At 61.2% G+C, this 21,623-nt stretch carries 24 protein-coding genes; 13 read left to right on the top strand and 11 right to left on the bottom strand.

What is annotated here, in order from left to right:
• Positions 1–45: 45 nt before the first annotated feature.
• Positions 46–450 (bottom strand): TraR/DksA family transcriptional regulator, encoded by a 405-nt coding sequence (locus AC1RP7_RS27160; RefSeq protein WP_007935965.1) that lies wholly within the window; start codon positions 448–450, stop codon positions 46–48.
• A gap of 370 nt (positions 451–820) precedes the next feature.
• On the opposite strand from AC1RP7_RS27160, the gene AC1RP7_RS27155 reads away from it, so the two are divergent.
• From AC1RP7_RS27155 to AC1RP7_RS27135, 5 genes are all read left to right on the top strand, one after another.
• Complete coding sequence (locus AC1RP7_RS27155) at positions 821–1,426, top strand: glutathione S-transferase (protein WP_493183237.1); 606 nt, start codon at positions 821–823, stop codon at positions 1,424–1,426.
• A 256-nt stretch (positions 1,427–1,682) separates the two neighbouring features.
• Positions 1,683–2,366, top strand: a complete 684-nt coding sequence (locus AC1RP7_RS27150; protein WP_090456447.1) for a response regulator transcription factor — start codon at positions 1,683–1,685, stop codon at positions 2,364–2,366.
• On the top strand, positions 2,344–3,747 hold the full coding sequence (locus tag AC1RP7_RS27145; protein WP_492586015.1) for a sensor histidine kinase: 1,404 nt from the start codon (positions 2,344–2,346) through the stop codon (positions 3,745–3,747). The genes AC1RP7_RS27150 and AC1RP7_RS27145 overlap by 23 nt, the downstream gene beginning before the upstream one ends.
• 401 nt (positions 3,748–4,148) lie before the next feature.
• Positions 4,149–4,511: a DUF6124 family protein gene (locus AC1RP7_RS27140; protein WP_493183236.1), complete on the top strand. Its 363-nt coding sequence runs from the start codon at positions 4,149–4,151 to the stop codon at positions 4,509–4,511.
• Between the two features lie 148 nt (positions 4,512–4,659).
• Positions 4,660–5,580, top strand: a complete 921-nt coding sequence (locus AC1RP7_RS27135) for a LysR substrate-binding domain-containing protein (RefSeq protein WP_493183235.1) — start codon at positions 4,660–4,662, stop codon at positions 5,578–5,580.
• Here the strand turns inward: AC1RP7_RS27135 and AC1RP7_RS27130 are convergent.
• Positions 5,501–6,097 carry a DinB family protein gene (locus AC1RP7_RS27130; RefSeq protein WP_090456455.1) on the bottom strand — a complete coding sequence of 199 codons (597 nt, stop codon included), beginning with the start codon at positions 6,095–6,097 and terminating at the stop codon, positions 5,501–5,503. The genes AC1RP7_RS27135 and AC1RP7_RS27130 overlap by 80 nt on opposite strands.
• Positions 6,098–6,169: 72 nt before the next feature.
• Complete coding sequence (locus tag AC1RP7_RS27125; RefSeq protein WP_493183234.1) at positions 6,170–7,279, bottom strand: NAD(P)/FAD-dependent oxidoreductase; 1,110 nt, start codon at positions 7,277–7,279, stop codon at positions 6,170–6,172.
• Positions 7,280–7,397: 118 nt separating this feature from the next.
• Here AC1RP7_RS27125 and AC1RP7_RS27120 point away from each other — a divergent pair, with 118 nt between their 5' ends.
• Complete coding sequence (locus AC1RP7_RS27120; RefSeq protein WP_090456459.1) at positions 7,398–7,718, top strand: DUF2388 domain-containing protein; 321 nt, start codon at positions 7,398–7,400, stop codon at positions 7,716–7,718.
• A gap of 53 nt (positions 7,719–7,771) precedes the next feature.
• Here AC1RP7_RS27120 and AC1RP7_RS27115 read toward each other — a convergent pair whose 3' ends face one another.
• Both AC1RP7_RS27115 and AC1RP7_RS27110 read right to left on the bottom strand, forming a co-directional pair.
• On the bottom strand, positions 7,772–8,704 hold the full coding sequence (locus tag AC1RP7_RS27115) for a pyridoxal-phosphate dependent enzyme (protein ID WP_090456460.1): 933 nt from the start codon (positions 8,702–8,704) through the stop codon (positions 7,772–7,774).
• A gap of 102 nt (positions 8,705–8,806) precedes the next feature.
• A complete protein-coding gene (locus AC1RP7_RS27110; RefSeq protein ID WP_493183233.1) occupies positions 8,807–9,598 on the bottom strand; it encodes an SDR family NAD(P)-dependent oxidoreductase in 792 nt (263 codons plus the stop codon).
• A 124-nt stretch (positions 9,599–9,722) separates the two neighbouring features.
• Between AC1RP7_RS27110 and AC1RP7_RS27105 the strand changes: the two genes are divergently transcribed.
• Positions 9,723–10,670, top strand: a complete 948-nt coding sequence (locus AC1RP7_RS27105) for a GlxA family transcriptional regulator (RefSeq protein WP_340313880.1) — start codon at positions 9,723–9,725, stop codon at positions 10,668–10,670.
• Positions 10,671–10,780: 110 nt separating this feature from the next.
• Positions 10,781–11,440, top strand: a complete 660-nt coding sequence (locus AC1RP7_RS27100; protein WP_429521560.1) for a methyltransferase family protein — start codon at positions 10,781–10,783, stop codon at positions 11,438–11,440.
• Between the two features lie 104 nt (positions 11,441–11,544).
• On the opposite strand, the gene AC1RP7_RS27095 is transcribed toward AC1RP7_RS27100, so the two are convergent.
• The 5 genes from AC1RP7_RS27095 to AC1RP7_RS27075 all read right to left on the bottom strand — a co-directional run bounded on the left by AC1RP7_RS27095 (position 11,545) and on the right by AC1RP7_RS27075 (position 14,628).
• Positions 11,545–12,207: an HAD-IA family hydrolase gene (locus AC1RP7_RS27095; RefSeq protein ID WP_429521561.1), complete on the bottom strand. Its 663-nt coding sequence runs from the start codon at positions 12,205–12,207 to the stop codon at positions 11,545–11,547.
• A 60-nt stretch (positions 12,208–12,267) separates the two neighbouring features.
• Entirely contained in the window at positions 12,268–12,675 is a 408-nt protein-coding gene (locus AC1RP7_RS27090; protein ID WP_493183231.1) for a response regulator, read from the bottom strand.
• A gap of 230 nt (positions 12,676–12,905) precedes the next feature.
• Positions 12,906–13,175: a pentapeptide MXKDX repeat protein gene (locus AC1RP7_RS27085; protein ID WP_493183229.1), complete on the bottom strand. Its 270-nt coding sequence runs from the start codon at positions 13,173–13,175 to the stop codon at positions 12,906–12,908.
• Between the two features lie 53 nt (positions 13,176–13,228).
• Positions 13,229–14,014 (bottom strand): molybdopterin-dependent oxidoreductase, encoded by a 786-nt coding sequence (locus tag AC1RP7_RS27080; protein ID WP_493183227.1) that lies wholly within the window; start codon positions 14,012–14,014, stop codon positions 13,229–13,231.
• Complete coding sequence (locus AC1RP7_RS27075) at positions 14,011–14,628, bottom strand: cytochrome b/b6 domain-containing protein (RefSeq protein ID WP_493183226.1); 618 nt, start codon at positions 14,626–14,628, stop codon at positions 14,011–14,013. The genes AC1RP7_RS27080 and AC1RP7_RS27075 overlap by 4 nt, the downstream gene beginning before the upstream one ends.
• A gap of 170 nt (positions 14,629–14,798) precedes the next feature.
• Between AC1RP7_RS27075 and AC1RP7_RS27070 the strand changes: the two genes are divergently transcribed.
• The 4 genes from AC1RP7_RS27070 to AC1RP7_RS27055 all read left to right on the top strand — a co-directional run bounded on the left by AC1RP7_RS27070 (position 14,799) and on the right by AC1RP7_RS27055 (position 19,401).
• Entirely contained in the window at positions 14,799–15,395 is a 597-nt protein-coding gene (locus AC1RP7_RS27070; protein ID WP_493183224.1) for a sigma-70 family RNA polymerase sigma factor, read from the top strand.
• Positions 15,388–15,924 carry a FecR/PupR family sigma factor regulator gene (locus AC1RP7_RS27065; RefSeq protein ID WP_493183223.1) on the top strand — a complete coding sequence of 179 codons (537 nt, stop codon included), beginning with the start codon at positions 15,388–15,390 and terminating at the stop codon, positions 15,922–15,924. Before AC1RP7_RS27070 ends, AC1RP7_RS27065 begins: the two co-directional genes overlap by 8 nt.
• 101 nt (positions 15,925–16,025) lie before the next feature.
• A complete protein-coding gene (locus AC1RP7_RS27060; protein ID WP_493183222.1) occupies positions 16,026–18,389 on the top strand; it encodes a TonB-dependent receptor in 2,364 nt (787 codons plus the stop codon).
• Between the two features lie 76 nt (positions 18,390–18,465).
• Positions 18,466–19,401 carry a class I SAM-dependent methyltransferase gene (locus AC1RP7_RS27055; RefSeq protein ID WP_493183221.1) on the top strand — a complete coding sequence of 312 codons (936 nt, stop codon included), beginning with the start codon at positions 18,466–18,468 and terminating at the stop codon, positions 19,399–19,401.
• Between the two features lie 111 nt (positions 19,402–19,512).
• Here AC1RP7_RS27055 and AC1RP7_RS27050 read toward each other — a convergent pair whose 3' ends face one another.
• The gene (locus AC1RP7_RS27050) at positions 19,513–20,286 is read right to left on the bottom strand and encodes a helix-turn-helix transcriptional regulator (RefSeq protein ID WP_492624273.1); all 774 of its coding nucleotides are present in this window, start codon (positions 20,284–20,286) and stop codon (positions 19,513–19,515) included.
• Positions 20,287–20,396: 110 nt separating this feature from the next.
• Between AC1RP7_RS27050 and AC1RP7_RS27045 the strand changes: the two genes are divergently transcribed.
• Positions 20,397–21,500, top strand: a complete 1,104-nt coding sequence (locus tag AC1RP7_RS27045; protein ID WP_340313896.1) for an extracellular solute-binding protein — start codon at positions 20,397–20,399, stop codon at positions 21,498–21,500.
• Positions 21,501–21,623: the final 123 nt, after the last annotated feature.

The raw sequence follows: 21,623 nt of genomic DNA, 5'->3' as shown, positions 1-21,623 counted from the left end.
CGATCTTTTCAAGGCAGCCCGGATTAACGGGGCTGCCCCACAGAATCAGGCCTGACGCTGGTGCTTGTCGATTTGCTCGTGACGTTCCTGAGCTTCGATGCAGTACTTGGTGGTCGGGCTGATCAGCAGGCGCTTGAGGCCAATCGGCTCGCCGCTGTCGTCGCACCAGCCGAAGCTGTCTTCCTTGATGCGCTCAAGGGCTTGTTCCAACTGAGGCAGCATGCGCTGATCGCGATCGATCGCATTCACCAGCCAGGTGCGCTCTTCTTCGACCGAAGCCGCGTCTGCCGGATCGGCCGGGGTGTCCAGGCTTTCGATGGCGATGCGGTTCTGTTCGATGCGCTCATGGGTTTCGACTTTCATGTTCTGCAACAGCTCGGAGAAAAAAGCATGTTGCTCGGCATTCATGTAGTCATCCGCCGGCATGGCCAGCAACTTGTCCTTTGTCATTGATATCTCTATAAAAAAACGTGCATTAAGGCGAATAAGGGAGCGTTCCGGCAGGCCTGGGCAGGCCATCGGAAAGGCGCCGTTTGTTCCAAGCGCCACCCGGCACTCAATTTACGAGGGGCGGCAGTCTAAGGCCGACTTGAGGCCTCAGCAACTGAAAAGACAGCGAATTTGTCCGACAAAGCCCTGAAAATGCTCTACGGCAGGCTTTGAGGCGGTAATCGGAGTGCGTTTATAGCAAGAAATTCAATCGAGCGGCTGTATATAGATGACAAACGGCCTGGACCGGGCATTTTTCACTGTCATTTGCAGGGCTGCGAACCTCAGCTAAGGTTGTCCCTCCCGAAATGGCCATATAAAGGAAAGGACCATGAAGCTGATCGGTATGCTGGATTCGCCCTACGTACGGCGCGCCGCCATTTCTGCCAAATGCCTGGGAATCACGCTGGAACATCAATCGGTCTCGGTGTTCCGCCACTTCGAACAATTCCAGCAGATCAACCCGGTGGTCAAGGCGCCCACCCTGGTGCTGGATGACGGTGAAGTGTTGATGGACTCGACACTCATCATCGACTACCTGGAAACCCTGGGCGGCAACAGCCTGATGCCCGTCGAACCGCACCGGCACCTGCGCGCGTTGCGCCTGATCGGCCTGGCCCTGGCCGCCTGCGAAAAATCCGTGCAGCTTTACTACGAGCGCAACCTGCGGCCGGCAGAGATTCAATTCGAACCCTGGGTGCAACGGGTCGAAGGACAGCTGACGGCAGCCTATTCGGCGCTGGAGCGGGAGCTGGAAAAGCAGCCGCTGAAGACTGACGGTCCGATTGAGCAGGACGGCATCACACTGGCGGTGGCCTGGAGCTTCACCAATCTGGTGGTGCCGGACCAGGTGAGTGCGGCGCAGTTTCCGCGGATCGCAGCGTTCACGAAGTATGCCGAGGGACTAGAGGTGTTTGTCAGTACGCCGATTGACTGACAGATTCGTTTTGCCTGATCTGCCGTCATCGCGAGCAGGCTCGCTCCCACAGTAATTTTCTTCGTACGCGGGCTTTGTGTTCGACATCAATCCGTTGTGGGAGCGAGCTAGCTCGCGATGGCGTCGTGTCAGTCGACACATGAATTGCCTGTCAGCCCGCTATCGCGAGCTAGATGAAAGTTAATTTATTAAGTCGCGGGCAATTCTTGGCAAAATGCTCGCAACTTCGTATTGAACTGCTTATCAGGCCAGCCCTATGACCCGCATCTTGACCATCGAAGACGACGCCGTGACCGCCCGGGAGATTGTCGCCGAACTGAGTAGCCACGGCCTGGACGTCGACTGGGTCGACAATGGCCGCGAAGGGCTGGAGCGTGCGGTCAGCGGCAACTACGACCTGATCACCCTCGACCGCATGTTGCCCGAGCTCGATGGCCTGGCGATCGTCACCACGCTGCGGACCATGGGCGTGGCCACGCCGATCCTGATGATCAGCGCGCTGTCCGACGTCGATGAGCGCGTGCGCGGCCTGCGCGCCGGCGGCGACGACTACCTGACCAAACCCTTCGCCACCGATGAAATGGCCGCCCGGGTTGAAGTCCTGCTGCGCCGGCAGAACACCGTGACTGCCCAGGCCACCACTTTGCGGGTGGCGGATCTGGAACTGAACCTGATCAGCCACGAAGCCAGTCGCGACGGTCAGCTGCTGACGCTGTTGCCCACCGAGTACAAACTGCTGGAATTCCTGATGCGCAACACCGGGCAAATCCTCTCGCGGATGATGATTTTCGAAGAGGTCTGGGGTTACCACTTCGATCCCGGCACCAACCTGATCGACGTACACATCGGCCGTCTGCGCAAGAAGATCGACCCGCCTGGCAATGCCCCACTGATTCGGACCGTGCGAGGCTCGGGATATGTCATTGCCGAACCCGTCTAAAGGCTGGCGCTCTTCCAGCAGCCGTCTGCTGGCGCTCTACAGTTCGCTGTTCGTGATCTGGAGCGGGATTCTCATGGGGGTCATGTACTACGAGGTTTCCGCTTACCTGGACAACCTGGCCAAGCATTCGCTGATGCAACGCCAGCACCTGTTTTCACGCTTCTCCGGCGAGCAACTGGTGGACGCCCTCGCCGTCAGCATGACCTTCGACATCCGCGGCATCGACGCCTACGGCCTGTTCGATGCCCGGCACCATTACCTCAGCGGCGCCCTGCGCTACATTCCGAACGGCTTGCCACTCGATGGCAAGATCCACATGCTGCGCGATTGCGATGCCTCCGACGACAGCGACGAGCAGACGCTGCCCGCCGACAGTTGTGACGCCGTGGCGACCCGCACCCTCGACGGCCGCTGGCTGGTGCTGGTGCGCGACAACGGTTCGTTGTTTGCCGTGACCCGGATCATCCTTCACGCCTTGTTCTGGGGTGTGACCCTGACTATCGTGCCGGGCATCGTCGGCTGGTATTTGCTGCGCCGCCGCCCATTGCGGCGCATTCGCGGGATTCAGGCCAGTGCCGAGGCCATCGTCGCCGGCGACCTGAGCCGACGCTTGCCACTGTCCAATCGGCGTGACGAACTGGACATGCTCGCCGCCATCGTCAACGCCATGCTCGAACGCATCGAGCGCTTGATGAACGAGGTCAAGGGCGTGTGCGACAACATCGCCCATGACCTGCGCACGCCCCTGACCCGTCTGCGCGCGCAGCTTTACCGCATGCAGCAACAAGCCGGCGAAGGCTCGCCGCAGGCCATGCAACTGGACCTGGTGCTGGCCGAGGCCGATACGCTGATGGCACGTTTCCGAGGCTTGCTGCGGATCTCCGAACTGGAAGATCGTCAGCGTCGCTCCGGTTTCGTCCAAGTGGACCCGGTGGCGTTGCTGCAAGAACTGCATGAGTTCTACCTGCCCCTGGCGGAAGACGACGATCTGGTGTTCCAACTTCACCTGCCCGCGTCATTGCCGCCCCTTAATGGCGACCGCGCGCTGATGTTCGAAGCGGTGGCGAACCTGCTCAGCAACTCGATCAAATTCACCCCGCCCGGCGGCGCAGTGATCCTGCGGGGGATCAATGATGGCGGGCACACGCGAATCGAAGTACTCGACTCCGGCCCGGGCATTCCCGAAGCGGAACGTGAAGCGGTGTTCCAGCGCTTCTATCGCGCCGAGGCGGGCAACCACAAAAGCGGCTTCGGGCTGGGGCTATCCATCGTCGCGGCGATTGTCAGTCTGCATGGGTTTACCCTGGAAGTGGGCAGCAGCGAACTGGGTGGCGCGCGGCTGGTGCTTGATTGTCGGGAGAGTCTGATTCCCCCGGCCTGATAAAAATCTGCCTGAACTGACACAAAACCTGTGGGAGCGAGCTTGCTCGCGATGGCGGTGCCTGTTTAAAGCACATGTTTAACGGCTGTCAGCGTAACTTGATGAAAGCTACAACGCCTTGCGCCATTGCCTACGGTTACGCCAGAATCCGCCGGCTTACGCGCCTTGAGTCCGGGCATTATCGTTAGCCGGTCGCTGAAAAACAGCGATCGGGTTTGGTAGCCCGGAGTACTGCGCGTAGCGCCACTTCAAGCAGTTGCTGCTTTTATGGTTGTCATGCGCAGGGCCTCTTCGGGGGCGCCGGTTCCAGTACTCCGGTCTACCAACCTGTGCATGGCCACCGCCCTTCGTTTGGTAGCGAAAGTGATGGCTCCAATTTTTACAGTACTGGAGTTCTATCGATGATCAAACCAACACCCACCCCCCCGGTAACAGATCCCGCCTCCCCCTACGAAAGCCCCGACTCAAAGCAATTCCACGAAGCCGCCGAACGCGCCCTCAATCACTACCTCAACCCCGCCGCCAACATCATGGCCACGCCCCACAAACCTTGCACAATGTTCACCATCAACCCCGACATCGACACCGAAACCCTGCTGGCCCACGCCTGTGAGTCGCTGGCCTCAGCCAATGTGATGACCAACGATCTGGCGGGTTTTCTTGAGGGCTCGCACCGCAACACACTGCTGGGCATTGCACAGGTCATCATGCTGGGTGAATTGGCGGTAAACCGGGCGCTGGATCGACTTGATCCGCCTGAGTAAAGCTCCGTACGTGTGGGAGCGAGCTTGCTCGCGATGGCGGCAGCACATCCAACATTTAAGTGACTGACACACCGCTATCGCGAGCAGGCTCGCTCCTACAGGGTTTGGTGCTTTACTGAAAAGACCCAGCCCCCAGCGAGCCATCACCATGAACCGCAACGACCTGCGCCGTGTGGACATGAACCTGCTGGTGATTTTCGAAACCCTGATGTTCGAGAAGAACCTGACCCGGGCCGGGGAAAAGCTGTTCCTCGGCCAGCCTGCCGTCAGCGCATCGCTGGCAAAATTGCGCGATCTGTTCGACGATCCGTTGCTGGTGCGCAATGGACGCACCCTGGAGCCGACCCTGCGGGCATTGCAGATTCTCAAGGAATTGCAGCCGGCGATGGACACTATTTCCGGGGCGGTCAGCCGGGCCAAGGATTTCGAGCCCTCCACCAGCCGCGATGTGTTTCGTATCGGACTGTCCGACGACGCCGAATTCGGACTGTTTCCGCCACTGCTCAAGCAGATTCGTGAAGAAGCGCAGAACGTGGTCGTGGTGGTGCGCCGAGTGAATTTCCTGCTGATGCCGTCGATGCTGGCCAGCGGCGAGATTTCCGTCGGCATCAGCTACACCACGGAATTGCCGGCCAACGCCAAGCGCAAGAAATTGCGCGACTTGAGCGTGAAGATCCTGCGTGGCGATGACCGCCCCGGCCCGTTGACCCTGGACGAGTTCTGCGAACGCCCTCACGCGCTGGTGTCGTTTTCCGGGGATCTGAGCGGCGCCATCGACAATGACCTGGCGCGGATCGGCCGTTCGCGCCGGGTGGTGCTGGCGGTGCCACAGTTCGCGGGGTTGCGGGCCTTGCTGGCGGGCACCGACATGCTCGCCACCGTGCCGGATTACGCGGCCAATGCGTTGATCGAAGGCAGCAATCAGTTACGGGCGGACGATGCACCGTTTGATATCAACCTGTCCGAACTGTCGATGGTCTGGAACGGGGTCAACGATAACGATCCGGCAGAACGCTGGTTGCGCTCGAAAATTGCACAGCACATGGCGGCGCCACTATCGGGGCATTGATCGACTGCAGGAGCACCGGCTCGGACTCGCGCAGGTACACCGGCATGTCGGTCACCGGTGGCATGGCCGGAATCTCGAAGTACATCTGCACCACCCAGCCACGGTGATAGCTGGCGTGGTTGACCACGTGCATCAGCATCGCGCCGGCGCTCATGGTGCCGCTTTCGCCTGAGACAAAGGTGAATTCCAGGGGCTTGTCCAGGGAGGCATCGGTTTGCCGGGCACTCCAGTCGCAGTACCAGCGATCGATGTTTTTTTGCGCCATGCGCAGTTCGGACAGATCGGCATGCAGCAGGTCGTGTGAAGTCTTGAAGCCATGCCCCCGGCCTTCGAGGTGCGCCTGCCAGATGCAATCGACCACGTACACGTGATTGAGGGTGCCAATCATGTTTTTGAACACCGACACCCGTTCTTTTTTGACTTCGCCCGGAGGGAGCGCCGCGAGGCTGTCAAAGAGGCGCTGATTGGCCCAGCGCTTGTAATCGGCCAGCAGGCAGGCAGTGCGTACGGTGATCATCAGAGTTCTCCGATGGCAGTAAGCGCATCCCCTAGCATAGACCCGATGGCCACAAAGCAGCGCCAGCCCTGATCATCGGTCGTCCAGGTGTTTCACCACCAACTCGGCGAGCGCCAGGCAACTGGTCAGCCCCGGTGACTCGATGCCGAACAGATTCACCAGCCCCGGCACGCCATGTTCGGCGCGAGCGCTGATGAGAAAGTCGGCGCTCGGCTCTGTCGGCCCGCTGATTTTCGGGCGAATGCCACTGTAGGCCGGTTGCAGGCTGTTGTCCGGCAACCCCGGCCAATAGCGGCGGATCGCCTGATAAAACCCCTCGGCCCGATTGGGCTCGACGCGGTAATCAATGTGCTCGACCCATTCAACATCCGGCCCGAAGCGCGCCTGCCCGCCCAGGTCCAGGGTCATGTGCACACCCAGTCCGGCGCTCTCCGGGGCCGGATACACCAGGTGGCGAAACGGCGCCCGGCCGCTGAAACTGAAATAACTGCCCTTGCACAAATGCGCCCGGGGAATGAATGCCCCAGGCAGTCCGACGATGCTGCTCGCCACCTCGGGAGCGGACAGCCCCGCGCAGTTGATCAGTTCGCGGCAGCACAGCGTCATGGGTTGACTGCCGCCCATGTGCAGCTCGAAACCCTGTTCGATGCAACGGGCAGACAGCAGCGGCGTGTGCAAGGCCAGCGTGGCGCCGAACCTCTGGGCATCGCCCTGGAGCGCCAGCATCAGCCCGTGGGAGTCGACAATGCCGGTAGACGGCGACCACAGCGCCGCGACGCAGGACAACGCCGGTTCAAGCTCCCGGGCCTGCGGGCCATCCAGCCATTGCAGGTCATCGACACCATTGGCACGCCCCTGCTGCAACAGGCGCTGCAAAGCCGCGTGCTGCTGCTCGTCGGTGGCCACTATCAGCTTGCCCACGCGCCGGTAATCGACACCGTGCTCATCGCAATAGGCGTAGAGACGCTGCTTACCCTCCACGCACAGCCGCGCCTTGAGGCTGCCGTCCGGATAATAGATGCCGGCGTGAATCACTTCTGAATTACGCGAACTGATGCCCGTGCCGATCCCCTCACTCGCCTCGACCACCAGCACTTCCCGCCCGCTCCTGGCCAGGGCCCTGGCCACCGCCAGGCCGACCACGCCGGCCCCGATCACCACGCTTTGAATATCGACGTTCAACGACCCTGCCTCCCTCTCACCCCGTTCCTCGCTAATGCCAGGGAACTCTCGGCGACCGTCACGCATCCTAAACTATGTGGTACTTACCTTATGCTTCATGCTGTCGGAGGACACCGTCATGCGCCGCATATTTATCATTTCTTCCCTGGTACTTTGTTTACCCTTCGGCTCGGCTCTGGCCGATGTGGATGCGGGTGACGTCGCCACTTCCGCCGGGGTTTCCGCCTCGCTGTACTCGACGTTCAAAGACGACAAACTCATGATTCCCGCCCGGGATGACGCTTCCAGCTTCGTCGCCAGCGGCGGTGCGATTCGTGGTGCTTACCTGGAGGCACTGTTGAAAAAGGTCCGCCAGGACAATCCCGCCCTCAACAATGCAAGCGACGAAGACCTGGCCCGCGCCATTCTCGTCCAGGACGGCGTTGCCACCGATCACTGAAGATCGTCATCGCCAGCGGTGGGGCTTGTGACACCGGGATAGCGTTTCCAGCCCTACCTGGCGTGCGTGCCAGTGGACAAACGTGCCCACCCGGCCACGATTTGGGCGTTGATACTCACCCCGCCGCACACCACGATCACCACGTCATTGGCGTCGGCAATCGCCGGGTGATCCAGGTAGGCAATCGCCAATGAAACCCCGCACGCAGGTTCGACCAGCTGACGCAAATCATTGGCGTAACGCACCACGCCCATGATCGCCTCATCATCACTGAGCACCACGCACTCATGGGGGAATTCGCCGATGTGCTTGACCGGCCAGGTGGCCACTTGTGCGGCGCCCAGGGACGTGGCGACAGTGTCGATTTTCGGCAGTCTGACCGGATGCCCGGCCGCCACCGCCGCGGCGAATGATGCCGCGCCTTCGGTTTCGCAGGCAACGATGCGGCAATCGGTGCGCCGATGACGAATCAGGCCGGTGAGCAGCCCCGCCAGCAAGCCACCGCCGCCCACCGATGTCACCAGCACATCCACTGGCGGGCAGTCTTCAAGGATTTCATCGACCATGGTGCTGTGCCCTTCCCACAACACCGGGTGGTCGAAGGCCGGCACGAATTCAGTGCGCGGGTCCTGGGCGAGTTCCCGCGCCCGTTGATTGGCTTCGTCCCAGACCTTGCCGTGCACGATCACCTCGGCGCCGGTATTGCTGATCCGCGCCCGGGTGCTCTGAGGGGTGGTGTGCGGCACCACGATGCATGCCTTGAGCCCCAGGCATGCAGCGGCCATGGCCGTGGCCAGTCCCGCGTTACCGCCGGAGGGACAGACCACCTTGCGCTTGCCCTGCTGCGCCGCCCGGCTGCACAGCAAGCCAATGCCGCGTATTTTGAACGAGCCGCCAGGTTGCAGGTTTTCCAGTTTCAGCCAGATGCGGCGGGTCGGGGTCGACAGGCCAGGGTGCAGGATCAAAGGCGTGCGGATGTGAAGCATATGGGCTCCTGTTACACGCCACCGGCTCGTCGAGCTTGCACGAGCCGGCGGTGAACGGTCCTCTCTCCCAAGCTTAGTTCACCTGGCCTCGGGGCGACCGCCTCAGCGATAGCGCGACGCCGCCATGGAGTTGCCAAACAACCCGGACAGCGTCTGCCGCTGGGCTTCGTAACGGTCCCACTGGCTGGCATCGTGCAAGCCGGGAATGGTCACCACTTCGCCGGCCGCCAGGCCAACGAGCGCGGCATCGACCATGTCTTCGGCCGACATCACGATTTCCTGCGGCAGGTTTTCCACCGGGTTGCCGGCCTCGCTCCAGAAATCAGTGGCGGTTGCCCCCGGCAACACAGCCTGGATACGCACGCCTTTGTCCGCCAGTTCATGCTGCATCGACTGGCTCAGGCTCAAGACGAACGCCTTGGTACCGCCGTACACGCCGTTGAGGATTTCCGGGGCGATGGCGACGATGGAGGCGATATTGATCACGGTGCCAGTGCCCCGGGCGACGAAGCCCGGCACCACGGCATACGCCAGGCGCATCAATGCTGTCACGTTGAGGTTGATCATCGCCTCCATGTCGTCCACGGGACTTCCTAGCAGCGACATGACGCCACCGACTCCGGCGTTGTTGACCAACAGGGTGATGCTGGCATCGCTGCGCAGGATCTGTTCGACCCGCAGCGAATCCGCCTTGTTCTTCAGGTCCGCGACAACCACTTCCACGGTGCGTCCGGTCTGGTCGCTCAAATGATTAGCCAGGGCATTGAGCCTGGCCCGGCTGCGGGCCACCAGGATCAGGTCGTAACCCTGCCGGGCGAGACGATCGGCATACACCGCGCCAATGCCCGAAGAAGCGCCGGTGATCAGTGCAGTACCTTTGGATGAGAGCGCCATGGTGCAATTCCTCTACGGTGAGGCGAGAGATTCGCCGGGTGCAGACCGTTATAAAGGGACTTACGACTGTCTCAAATGACGTTTAAAGTACGTTTTTCGGACATGAGCATTTGAGGGCAGCCCCATGATCAACGTGGCGTTCGTGGTTTTCGAGGGTTTCCAGTCCATGGCGCTGGCCGCCATGCCGGTGTTCGAGTACGCCAATTTCAGTGCCGCAGAGACGCTGTATGACGTGCGCGTGCTGTCCGAAAACGGTCACACCCTGCGTGCCTCCGGCGGTTTGAGCGTCGGCACCGAGGCATTCGACGGGCGCGTGTTCGACACGGTGATCGTGGTCGGCGGCGACTCGATCATCGAACAGGCGCCCGAAGCCGTGCTGGATTACCTGCGGGCCAGTATCAATTCGGCACGCCGCACGGCGTCGATCTGCTCCGGGGCGTTCGTCATGGCCCAGGCCGGCTTGCTCGACGGACGGCGGGCCACCACCCACTGGGCCTACGCCCGGGAACTGCAGGCACGGTTTCCGGCGATCAAGGTCGAGCCTGATCGCATCTATGTGATCGACGGTTCGATCTGGACCTCCGCCGGCATGACGGCGGGCATCGACCTCGCCCTGGCCATGGTGGAAAAGGACCACGGCGCCGAGCTGGCCCGGGCCGTGGCGCAGAAACTGGTGATGTACCACCGGCGCGCTGGCGGCCAGTCGCAGCACTCGGCGCTGCTGGAGCTGGCACCGAAATCCGATCGTATTCAAACCGTGCTCGGCTACGCCCGGGAACACCTCGCCCAGCCTCTTTCGGTGGAGCAACTGGCGCAAGTGGCCAACCTCAGCCCCCGGCAGTTCAGCCGGGCATTTCGCGCCGAAACCGGGCAATCCCCGGCCAAGGCCATCGAGAACCTGCGTCTGGAAGCGGCGCGACAGATGCTTGAACGCGGACGCCTGACCCTCGACCAGATCGCCCAGGAAACCGGGTTCACAGACCGCCGTCGCATGCGCGAAACGTTCCTGCGGGTGTTCGGTCAACCGCCACAGGTGATTCGGCGCAATGCGAGAGCGGAGGAGTTTGTGTAGGCGCCGGCTCGCCGGTCATATCCTCTGAAGCCGGTGTCGAGTCTTCAAACGCCTTCGCTGGCAAGCCAGCTCCTACAATGAAGGGAGGCACTTTCGCGTGTGAGGCACTTATGAAAATCTCGGCCAGACTGGCGTTTTTCGCCGTGGTCAGCACCCTCGCCTACCTTGGCCTGGCGATCTGGGGAATCGGTGGATTCGCGGCTTATTTCAGCCACGGTTCACTGCTCGTCATTGCCCTGGCCACCCTGATCATGGCTGTCGCGTCTCTGTTCACCGAGGTCAACCTGAGTTCGGGGGAACGCGAAGACCGGGCCAACCGCTGGGTCATTCCGGCCTTCGGGGTGATCGGGTTGCTGAGCGGCTTTCTGCCGGCCTATACCGACCGCATCGATTTCTGGACCTTTGGCGGTGAAGGCGTGCGCTGGTTTGGGGCGCTGTTGTTCATCGTCGGCGGCGCGCTGCGGTTGTGGCCGGTGTTTGTGCTGGGCAAGCGCTTCAGTGGGCTGGTGGCCATTCAGCCGGGCCATCGACTGGTCACCGAGGGAATCTACCGCAACCTGCGCAACCCCAGTTATCTGGGGATGATGGTCATCGGCATCGGTTGGGCACTGGCCTTTCGTTCTGGTGTCGGGCTGATATTGGTGGCGCTGACGCTGATCCCGCTGATTGCGCGCATTCACTCGGAAGAGGCCTTGCTGAGGGCGCAGTTCGGCAGCGAATACGAGGCCTATTGCGCCCGCTCCTGGCGGTTGATCCCCGGACTTTACTGAAGAAACGCAGGCCCCTGTGGGAGCGAGCTTGCTCGCGATGGCGTCTACCTGTTTGCTATTGATTTGACTGGAAAATTGCTATCGCGAGCAAGCTCGCTCCCACATTAGACGGCGTGCAGATGCAGACCTTCGGCATCCACCAGAACCCGCACAGATTCATAACTCGCCAACGTTGCATGCAACGTCTCGATCGGCTGCTCATGGGTCGCCGTGACAATCATCAAGTCCGCCCCCGCCGCCTCAGCCGCCAGAATCCCCACCGTGGCGTCCTCAAAAACCAGGCACTGCTCAGGCTCGACGCCCAAGCGCCGGGCCGCGAGTTTGTACCCCGCCGGATCGGGTTTGCCGACCGTGACGTCCTCGGCCGTAATCATGACGTCAGGCTCCGGTATCCCCGCCGCCGCCATCCGCCGCAACGCCAGTTCCCGCGGGGCGGAAGTGACGATGGCCCATTGGCCGGCTGGCAAGGACCGCAAGAATTTCGCCGCGCCAGCCACTTCCAGTACCCCGTCGACGTCGACGACTTCCGCTTCGGTAATCCACGCGGCTTCGGCCTCGGCATCCACCCCAGGCAAGTCCAGGCGCCTGATGGTGTCGATGGCGCGGGCACCGTGAATGGTCGGCAGGAAGCTGTCGACATCGACACCATGGCGCACCGCCCAGGTGGTCCAGACACGCTCGGCGGCGGCAATGGACGTCAGGACGGTGCCGTCCATATCGAACAGAAAGGCTCGGTAAGTCGAGTTGAATACAGAGTGATCGGACAAGGAAAAGAACCTCGCAGGTGCCGGACGGATTTGCCCGGCAATGTAGCATCTGCGCGCAGGTCAGTTGAGTCGTTTGGACTTGAAGGTCTGGTCCACGCAATCGAGCAGCCCGCCAATCATCCAGGGTTTCTTGATGAAAGAGACCGCGTGCCGCACGCCTGCGCTTTCAGGGGTTTCGAAACCGGACATGATCATGATCGGCTTGTCCGGCCAGCGATCGCCGAACTGGTTGGCCAGGTCCGCGCCATTGAGCGTGCCGGGCATGGTGATGTCTGTCAGCAGCATGTGCACCTGTGGCGCATGCTGCTCCAGATAGATCGCTGCCGCGTCCGCACTGACATGCGGCTCGACGACAAAACCCTCCTCCTGAAGAATTTCACAGAGAAACTCCAGGATCAGCGGGTCGTCCTCAACCACCAGAATCAACCCGCCAGGAAGATCCCCACCCGCCGTCGGTACTCGACTCATGACCGTGCCGCTCCCTGATTGCCTCGATGATTTCGCGGGTTCTGATCCGCCACCTAAAAGGTATGAGCAGCGGAATCGGTGGAAATTCATTTTTGATACAGCAGATCGACAATAGGAAAACCTGTGGGAGCGAGCTTGCTCGCGATGGCGGCGTGCCAGTCAACAGGGATTCGACTGTCAGGCCCTCATCGCGAGCAAGCTCGCTCCCACAGGTTTTGTGTTGCCTTTGATTATTGCGACATGCCGTCTTTGCTCATGCTGTCCTTGGACATGGCATCTTTCTTCATCGCGTCCTTGGACATTGCATCCTTGGACATGCCGTCTTTGGACATGGCGTCCCTGGACATCGAATCGGTCTTCTTCATCGCATCCTTGGACATGGCATCTTTGGACATCGAGTCCTTGCTCATGCTGCCGTTATCGACAGCAGTAGCGGCAAACACAGAGGCGGCACCAACGGCCAGGCACATGGACAGAACAACAGTGGTCAACTTTTTCATGATGGATCTCCTTGGAGCACGGGTTTGCGGACGGTGAATGTTTCGCACGTTCATCAGCTGCCACCGAACCAGTTGTAGCCCTGGTCTTCCCAGTAGCCGCCGCTGTAGGTGTTGCTGACGAAAATCGCCTGAATGTGTTTGGGGTTCTTGTAGCCAAGCTTGGTGGGCATGCGCAGCTTCATCGGGAAGCCGTATTCGCGCGGCAGCACCGCGCCGTCCCAGGTCAGCGCCAACAGGGTTTGCGCATGCAGCGCGGTGGCCATGTCGATGCTGGTGTAGTAGTCGTCGGCGCATTTGAAACCGACGTATTTGGCATCGGTGTCGGCGCCGATGCGCTTGAGGAAATCGCTGAAGCGCACGCCGCCCCAACGCCCGATCGCGCTCCAGCCTTCGACGCAAATGTGCCGGGTGATCTGCTCGGTCTGGGCCATGGCCCTTAGCTCTTCGAGGCGCCAGCTGCGCTTGTCGGCGACCAGGCCGGTGACTTCCAGGCGATAGCCCTCCTCCTCCACCGTCGGCGCTTCGTCGATGCCGTAGAAGGCATTGAAAGGAAACGGCCGGGTGATCATCGATTCGGGATAGGTCGGCGCCATCGCGTTAGGGTTGAACAGCCAGCCCTGCACCCGGTCGTTGAAGCGCGACATGGACGACAGCGCAGTCTCAACACTGTCGTTGTCAGTGATGTTGCAGCCGGACAGCATCGCCACGCCGCCAAGGGTCAGGCCGCGCAACAGGAACGAGCGGCGCGAGCGGTCCTCGATCTGTGACGCGAGGATCTTGCGGGCATCGGTGAGGATCGAATCCTCGTCCAGCCCGGCTACCTGAATGCGCTTTTTCATACCTGCTCCTTGTGGCCGACGATCATGGCCCACAGCGTTTTTGGAACCAGTGCGACCATCACCAGATGCACCACCACGAAGGCCACCAGCAATGCCATGGCGAAGAAGTGCACGCGGCGTGCGCCCTCGTAGCCGAACAGCAACTCACGCAGCAGCGGAAACTGCACCGACTTCCACAACACCAGCCCGGAGAGCACCAGCAGGAGGATGTCGACCATCACGAACAGGTATGCAAAACGCTGCACCTGGTTGTAATGATTGAGGTCGGCGTGCCCGAGTTTTCCCCGCAAGGCGGCCCACAGGTCGTGCAACACGCCTTTGGGCGAGACCGGGAAGAAACGCCGCTTCAGGCGCCCGCTGAACAGGTTGAACGCCAGGTAAATCAGACCGTTGAACGCCAGGAACCACATCGCCGCGAAGTGCCATTGCAGCGCGCCTGCCAGCCAGCCGCCGAGGGTGATCGAATTGGGAAAGCTGAAATCGTAGAGCGGCGAGGCGTTATAGATGCGCCAACCGCTGGTGACCATCACCAGCACCGCCAGGGCGTTGAGCCAATGGGTCAGCCGCAGCCAGCGTGGATGGCTGGCCTTGGGTGAAGCAGTTGTCTGCGACATGTTCGGCTCCCGTTTGTTGTTGTTCGTTGGAGCCGAGTATGGAAGCCGGAAGATCGCCAAATCCTCACGCAAAGTTAAATTAAACGTGATAACTCTCGGGACACGCGCCCCGCTTTCTGCCTCCCGACAATCAACCTCGTCATCAACGGACTTGAACGGCGCGTTGCGACATGACAGCATTCGCAACTGCAACAACTTCCCATTTGCGAATTATCTTCGTTCGAGGTTTCGTCGTGTCGGGCCAGTCCGCTTCGTCCCTTTCCGAGCTTTACCGTGGGCATCACGGCTGGCTTTTCGGCTGGCTGCGTAAAAAGCTCGGTTGTCCCGAAAACGCGGCTGACGTGGCCCATGACACCTTCGTCAAACTGCTGGGCCTGGACGTGCTGCCGACGTTGCAGGAGCCGCGGGCCTATCTGCTGGTGGCGGCCAATCGCCTGTTGATCAATCAGTACCATCGCCGCCAGGTCGAAGCGGAAACCCTGCGCAGCATGGCTGTCCTGCTTGATCAACAGACCCAGCAAGGCCCGGAACGGATCAATGCGATAAACCAGTTGCTCGGTAAAGTCCTGCTGCTCTTGCTGGAAGAACTGGAGGAGAAACCGCGCCAGGCGTTCCTGATGGCGCGTATCGATGGCTGTTCTTATGCCCAGATCGCCAGGCACCTCAAGGTCTCAGAAAGCAGCGTCAAGCAGTACCTGGCCAAGTCGCTTGCGCACTGCCACGCCCGTCTGTTCGACGCCTTGCCCGATGGATTGAACGATGACTGACGGCCTTGTTCAGGAGCAGATCCGCGAGCAGGCGGCACTGTGGCTGGTGCGTCTGGACGAGAACCCGACGACCACCGAACTGGCCGAGTTCAACGCCTGGCGGGACGCGGATGCACGCCATGCGCAACTGTTCGAACAACTCCAGCAACTGTGGCAATCGCTGTCACCGCCCGCGAAAACCCGGCCTCGTCGCACTCGCCTGATTGGCGCAGCGCTGGTGTTACCGGCGGCAATCGCCCTCGCCCAGTTCCTGCCGGTGCAAACCTGGATCGCGCCCGGCACGCAGGTACCGATGTCGCCCCGCGCCCAACTGATCTTCCATGACAGGCCACTGCCCGAGGTACTGGCCGAAATTGAACGGCATCGTCGGGGCATTATCTGGGTGTCGGATGCGCAATTGCAGGCCCTGCGCTTTACGGGCGTGCTGCCGGCACAAGACAGCGATGCCGCGCTGGCGTTGTTGCAGGCGGCCTTGCCGATACGCGTCGAGAGTTACAGCCAATTGCTAATCCAGGTGCGCAAACGCTGAGTCTCTGGAAAGAGCCTCGAAAAAAATCTTCAAGACAACTGCCCGATTTCATTTCAGCCCGGTCATTGGAGTTAATACAGTCGATTCCATGGGCAACAACAATGACCAACCAGACCTTTTCCCTCTTTCGCCTGAGCGCTCTGGCACTGGCCTTGAGCTGCGCCGCACCGGCCTTCGCCGACACCGCGACAGACACCTGGCACTTCGAGCTGGCGAGTCAGCCGCTGGAAACCGCGCTGACGGCGCTGGCCACTCAAACCGGGCTCTCCATCGGTGTCGACGCGGCACTGCTGCGTGGCAAATCGGCGCCGTCGCTGCAAGGTGACTACAACGCTGAACAGGCGCTCAATGCCGTGCTGCGCGACAGCGGCCTGCAATGGCACTTCAGCGGGGACAACAGCGTCATCCTGCAACCGGCGCCGTCACCGATGGAACTGGGTAACGGTCCGCTGGCGTTGTCCGACACGGTGGTTTCCGCCACCCGCAGCGAAGCCAGCATCGCCTCGATTCCCGGCACCGTGCAGCTGATATCGCAAAAAGATATTGCGCAACAGTCCGCTGCCGGGCGCAACGTGGCCGACATTCTCGGCACGCTGGTCCCGGGTTTGGCGCCCTCCTCCGGGACCATGAGCAACTATGGCCAGACCATACGCGGACGTAACGTACTGGTGCTGATCGATGGTGTATCCCAGAACGCCAGCCGCGATGTGTCACGCCAACTCAACAGCATCGCGCCATCGAGCATCGAGCGCATCGAAGTGGTCTCAGGCGCCAGCAGCCTTTACGGTGCCGGCGCTTCCGGGGGGATCATCAACGTCATCACCAAACGCAACGAAGGACAACCCTTGGCATTGAGCAGTCGCGTGGGCATCAGCAGCGCCGACAATTTCAATAGCAAAGGCTTTGCCTACGATGTCTTCCAGAGCGTGACCGGGCGTGAGAAAGCCTTCGACTGGTACCTGTCCGCCGACCTGTTGCAACGCAACGATCAATTCGACGGCAATGGTAATCGCATCGCCCAGGAAGCTTTTCAGGGCAGCAACATGGACACCGAGAGCCATGACCTGCACGCCAGATTCGGCTTTGATCTGGATGACGATCGACGCCTGAGCCTTTCCTTGCAGGAATACGAGGACAAGCAAGACACCGGTTACGTGGCCGGCGTTCGCAATGGTGAGTCAGTGGCGGTCAAGGGCTTGCAGCTGAGTGATCAGCCGTTTACCCATAATCAGGCGGTGAACTTCAATTACAGCGATCAGGATCTGTTCGGCCAGCAATTGCAGGTGGAAAGCTACTGGCGCAAACAAGAGGCACGTTTCTTCCCTTACAACTGGGGCGCCAATGCCGGGGTCGTCGCCTCCGAAAGCCAGGCCGATGTCTATGGCGTGCGCACCGCCGTGGACAGTGCGTTGCCCTCGATTGGCAGCGCCACCGGCAGCCTGGTCTGGGGTGCCGACTTCGAGAATGAACGCATCAGCCAGCACGGCGACCGCTACAGCGTCGATGGGCTGGTCTATACGCCGACGGGTCAGCGCTATGCATTCGGCCCCGACATCGAAACCAACACCACCGCGCTCTTCGCCCAGTCGAGCTGGGACATCGGCGACTGGACACTGCGCGGCGGTGCGCGGCATGAATGGATTCACAGCGACGTCGCCGACAGCATTGCCTTTGGCGGCATCTGGCAAGCGGGGGTGACCGAGGTGCTGCCGGGCGGCACGCTGAAGTACGAAGACACCCTCTACAACCTCGGCGCGGTCTATCACATCAGCAGTGCGCAGGATGTTTTCGTCAATTTCAGCCAGGGTTTCTCGTTGCCCGATGTCCAGCGTTTCCTGCGTGATGTTCGCGGCAGCTATGACATCCAGGACCTCAACGCCCAGGCCATCAAGGTTGACAGTTACGAACTGGGCTGGCGTGGGGATTGGGATTCGCTGCAAGGCAACATCACCGTGTTCGAAAACCGTTCCGACGTGACTCAGTACTACGATTCCGTCACACGTGCGCAGCGTCTTATCGACCAGAAAGAACGCGTGCGTGGCATCGAGACCAGTCTTGCCTATCACCTGGACGATGCCTGGTCGCTGGGCGGAACCTATGCCTGGACCAAAGGTGAAACCCATCAGAACGGCGAATGGCGCGACCTGCCGGCCACCCGCATCTCACCCGCCAAAACCACGGCCTTCATCGCCTATGAGCAGAGCGACTACAACCTGCGATTGCAGGCCCTTCGCCTGGAAAGCTACGACGCCGGATTCCAGGACGGGAACGGTCGTAAAATCGAAGGCTACACCACGGTCGATCTGTTGGCTGGCGTGGCGCTACCGGTCGGCAAACTGGACCTGGGCATCTACAACCTGAGCGACCGCAACTATCAAACGCTCTACATGCAAGCCAATGCCGCCGCGCCATACCCGAATGCCGAAGGACGTCGATTGGCCGTCAGCTATTCGGTGGACTGGTAAACGCTTGCGCTAACGGTTCGTTGAGGGGGCAATTGGGTTTAGAATGCTGCCCCTTTCACGCCACCGAACCGACCCGATGAACCCTGAAGCCCTCGCCACTCTCAACCAGCACCTGCTGACCGCCCTCGCGGCAGCCCCCGCCGAAACCCGCCGCCTGTTCCACGGCCGTGGCCGCTGCTGGCCCGGGCTGGAGCAAGTGACCGTGGACTGGTTGCAGGGCGTCGTGCTGGTGGCGCTGTTCAAGGAACCGGAAGCGGCGCAGCTGGAAGACCTGAAGCAGTTGCTGATGGCGATCACCGAGTCAGCGCAATGGGCCCAGTCCGGCGCCCACACCCTGTTGCTGCAACATCGCTACCTGCTGCAAAGCACCACCGAGTGGCTGCTGGGGGACGTCATCGAGGAAATGACCATCACCGAGGGTGGCCTGAAGTACCGGGTAGACCTGGGCCGCAAACAGAACACCGGGCTGTTCCTCGACATGCGCTACGGTCGCGACTGGGTGCGGGCCAATGCCGAGGGCAAGCGGGTGTTGAACCTGTTCGCCTACACCTGCGGTTTTTCGGTGGCGGCCATCGAAGGCGGCGCGAGCCACGTGGTCAACCTCGACATGTCGAGCCCGGCCTTGAACCGTGGCCGTGACAACCACCGGCTCAACGGCCACGACATGAGCAAGGTCAGTTTCCTCGGCCACGACCTGTTCAAGTCCTGGGGCAAGGTGATCGGCAAAGGCCCGTACGACCTGGTGATCATCGACCCGCCGTCTTTCCAGAAAGGCAGCTTTTTGCTGACCAAGGACTACCAGCGAGTGTTGCGTCGATTGCCGGAATTGCTCAGCCCCCAGGGTACCGTGCTGGCGTGCATGAACGACCCGGCCTTCGGAGCTGATTTCCTGATCGATGGCGTGACACACGAGGCGCCAAGCCTGCGGTTCGAGCAACGGCTGGAGAATCCGCCGGAGTTTCCGGATACCGATCTCGAGTGTGGGTTGAAGGCGTTGGTGTTTCGGCAGTAACACCGAGTCATGCCCTTCGCGAGCAGGCTCGCTCCCACAATGGAATGCAGTTCAACTGTGGGAGCGAGCCTGCTCGCGAAGGCAACGGCCTGGTCAACCAGACAATCCGGATTAACGCGGCCGCAACACCAGTGCAAACAACTCGCCATGCCCGTTCACGTTGAGCTTGTGATAGAGGTTGCGCCGATGCACCTTCACCGTCTCCGGGGAGATGCCCATTTGCTGGGCGATGGCCTTGCTGGAGAACCCCTGGAGAATCAGGCGCGCGGTTTCGATTTCCCGCAGGGTCAGGCGTGCGTCGAAGCGATCGAGCAAGGTCGCCAGATCGCCGGCCGGTGGTTCGGCGACCGGCCCTTCCAGTGGCAGTAAATCCAGGTGTCGGCGCATCGCCGCCAGCACCCAGTCACGCACGCACAGCAGACAGCCCTGCTCCTCGAGGCTGAAGCGTGTCGAACGCCCCAGGGACAGGCCGAGCACGGCGCCATCGACGTTGACCATGAACTGCAATTCGTCCCCACCGACCACGGTGCTGAAGTAACTCAGGTAGTACTCACTGTGCTGGAACTGGTCGGGGGCCACCGAATCAAGGCTGTGCAAGCCGTCGGCGATGCCGGCGCAAGCGGCTTGATAGAACGGATCAAGCAGGTACATGCCGGCGCGGTAGTCCGCCAGCTCTTCCTGCTCATCACTGTTGCCCTTGGCATCGAAGTCAATCAGCAGGCGCGGCACATGCCCCGGGCGCATCAGCGCCACCAGCGCGTTATCCAGCGGCACCAGCAAGCGCAGGGTATCGACCAGCGCTCGCCAGAAACTGTCCTGCCCCACCGCCGTAAAGACCCGCGCCAGCCCCTGATGCACCGGCAACTCTTTCAACAACGCGTCCACGCACTACCCCTTTTGAGTAACCCATGATGGGAATGGGTGAAGGCCACCCCGGTCGATACGCTGCAAACTCCTGATTACCACCGGCCGCAACAGGCCAGGAGTGCCGCATCATGAGTCGTCACCGCTTGTATTTCAATCTGGGGTTTGGCGCCTGTCTGGCGGTTTCGCTGTCGGCTTTTGCGGTCGAAGCCCCGACGGTGCACGTGTACAACTGGTACGACTACATCGGTCCCACCACCCTGCAGGACTTCAAGCGTGACACCGGGATTGCACCGGTCTACGACACCTTCGACAGCGCCGAAGTGCTCGAAGGCAAGTTGCTCACCAGCCGCAGCGGCTACGACGTGGTGGTGGCCAGCAACTTCAGTTTGCCTACGCTGATCAAGGCCGGCGCCCTCGCCCCCCTGCCCCGTGCGCAGATGCCGGACTACAAGAACATGGACACCGAACTGCTGGCGAAACTGGCCAACAACGATCCGGGCAACCAGTACGCCGTACCCTACCTGTGGGGCACCAACGGTATCGGCTACAACATCGACAAAGTGCGCGCGCTGCTGGGTGACAAGGCGCCGGTGGATTCCTGGGACCTGGTGTTCAAGGAAGAGAACCTGGCGAAACTCGGCGAATGCGGCGTGGCCATGCTCGACTCGCCGTCGGAGATGCTGCCGGTTGCCCTGCACTACCTCGGCCTGCCGCCCAACAGCACCAACCCCGAGGACTACAAGAAGGCCGAAGCGCTGCTGCTGAAACTGCGTCCGCACATCGCCTACTTCAACTCGTCGAAGTTCATCAGCGACCTGTCCAACGGCAACATCTGCGTGGCGGTGGGCTGGTCCGGCGCGATGCTTGAAGCCAAATCCACCGCCGAGCAGGCCGGCAACGGCGTGAAGATCGCCTACAGCTTGCCGAAGGAAGGCGCGCCGGTGTGGTTCGATACGCTGGTGCTGCTCAAGGACGCTCCGCACCCGGAACAAGGCTTGGCCTTCATCGACTACCTGATGCGCGCCGAAGTCATCGCTCCGGTCAGTGACCACCTCAACTACCCCAACGGCAACCGCAGCGCCACCACACTGGTGGCCGAAGCGACCCGCAGCAACCCGGCCGTCTATCCGCCCGCCGAAGCCATGGCCACCTTGTTCACCCTCCAGCCACTGCCACCCGCTACCGAGCGCGTGCGCACGCGGATCTGGAGCAAGGTCAAAAACGGTCAATGACCGGACACCACAAAACCCTGTGGGAGCGAGCTTGCTCGCGATAGCGGTGGACCAGTCAACATCAATGTTGAACGTTAAATCGCAATCGCGAGCAAGCTCGCTCCCACAGTGTCCGTGGAGCCC

The organism is Pseudomonas sp. GW822-FHT01E03 (assembly GCF_058802985.1).
Note: the sequence above shows the minus strand (reverse complement) of the source record. Positions and strands in the feature narration are given on the sequence as shown.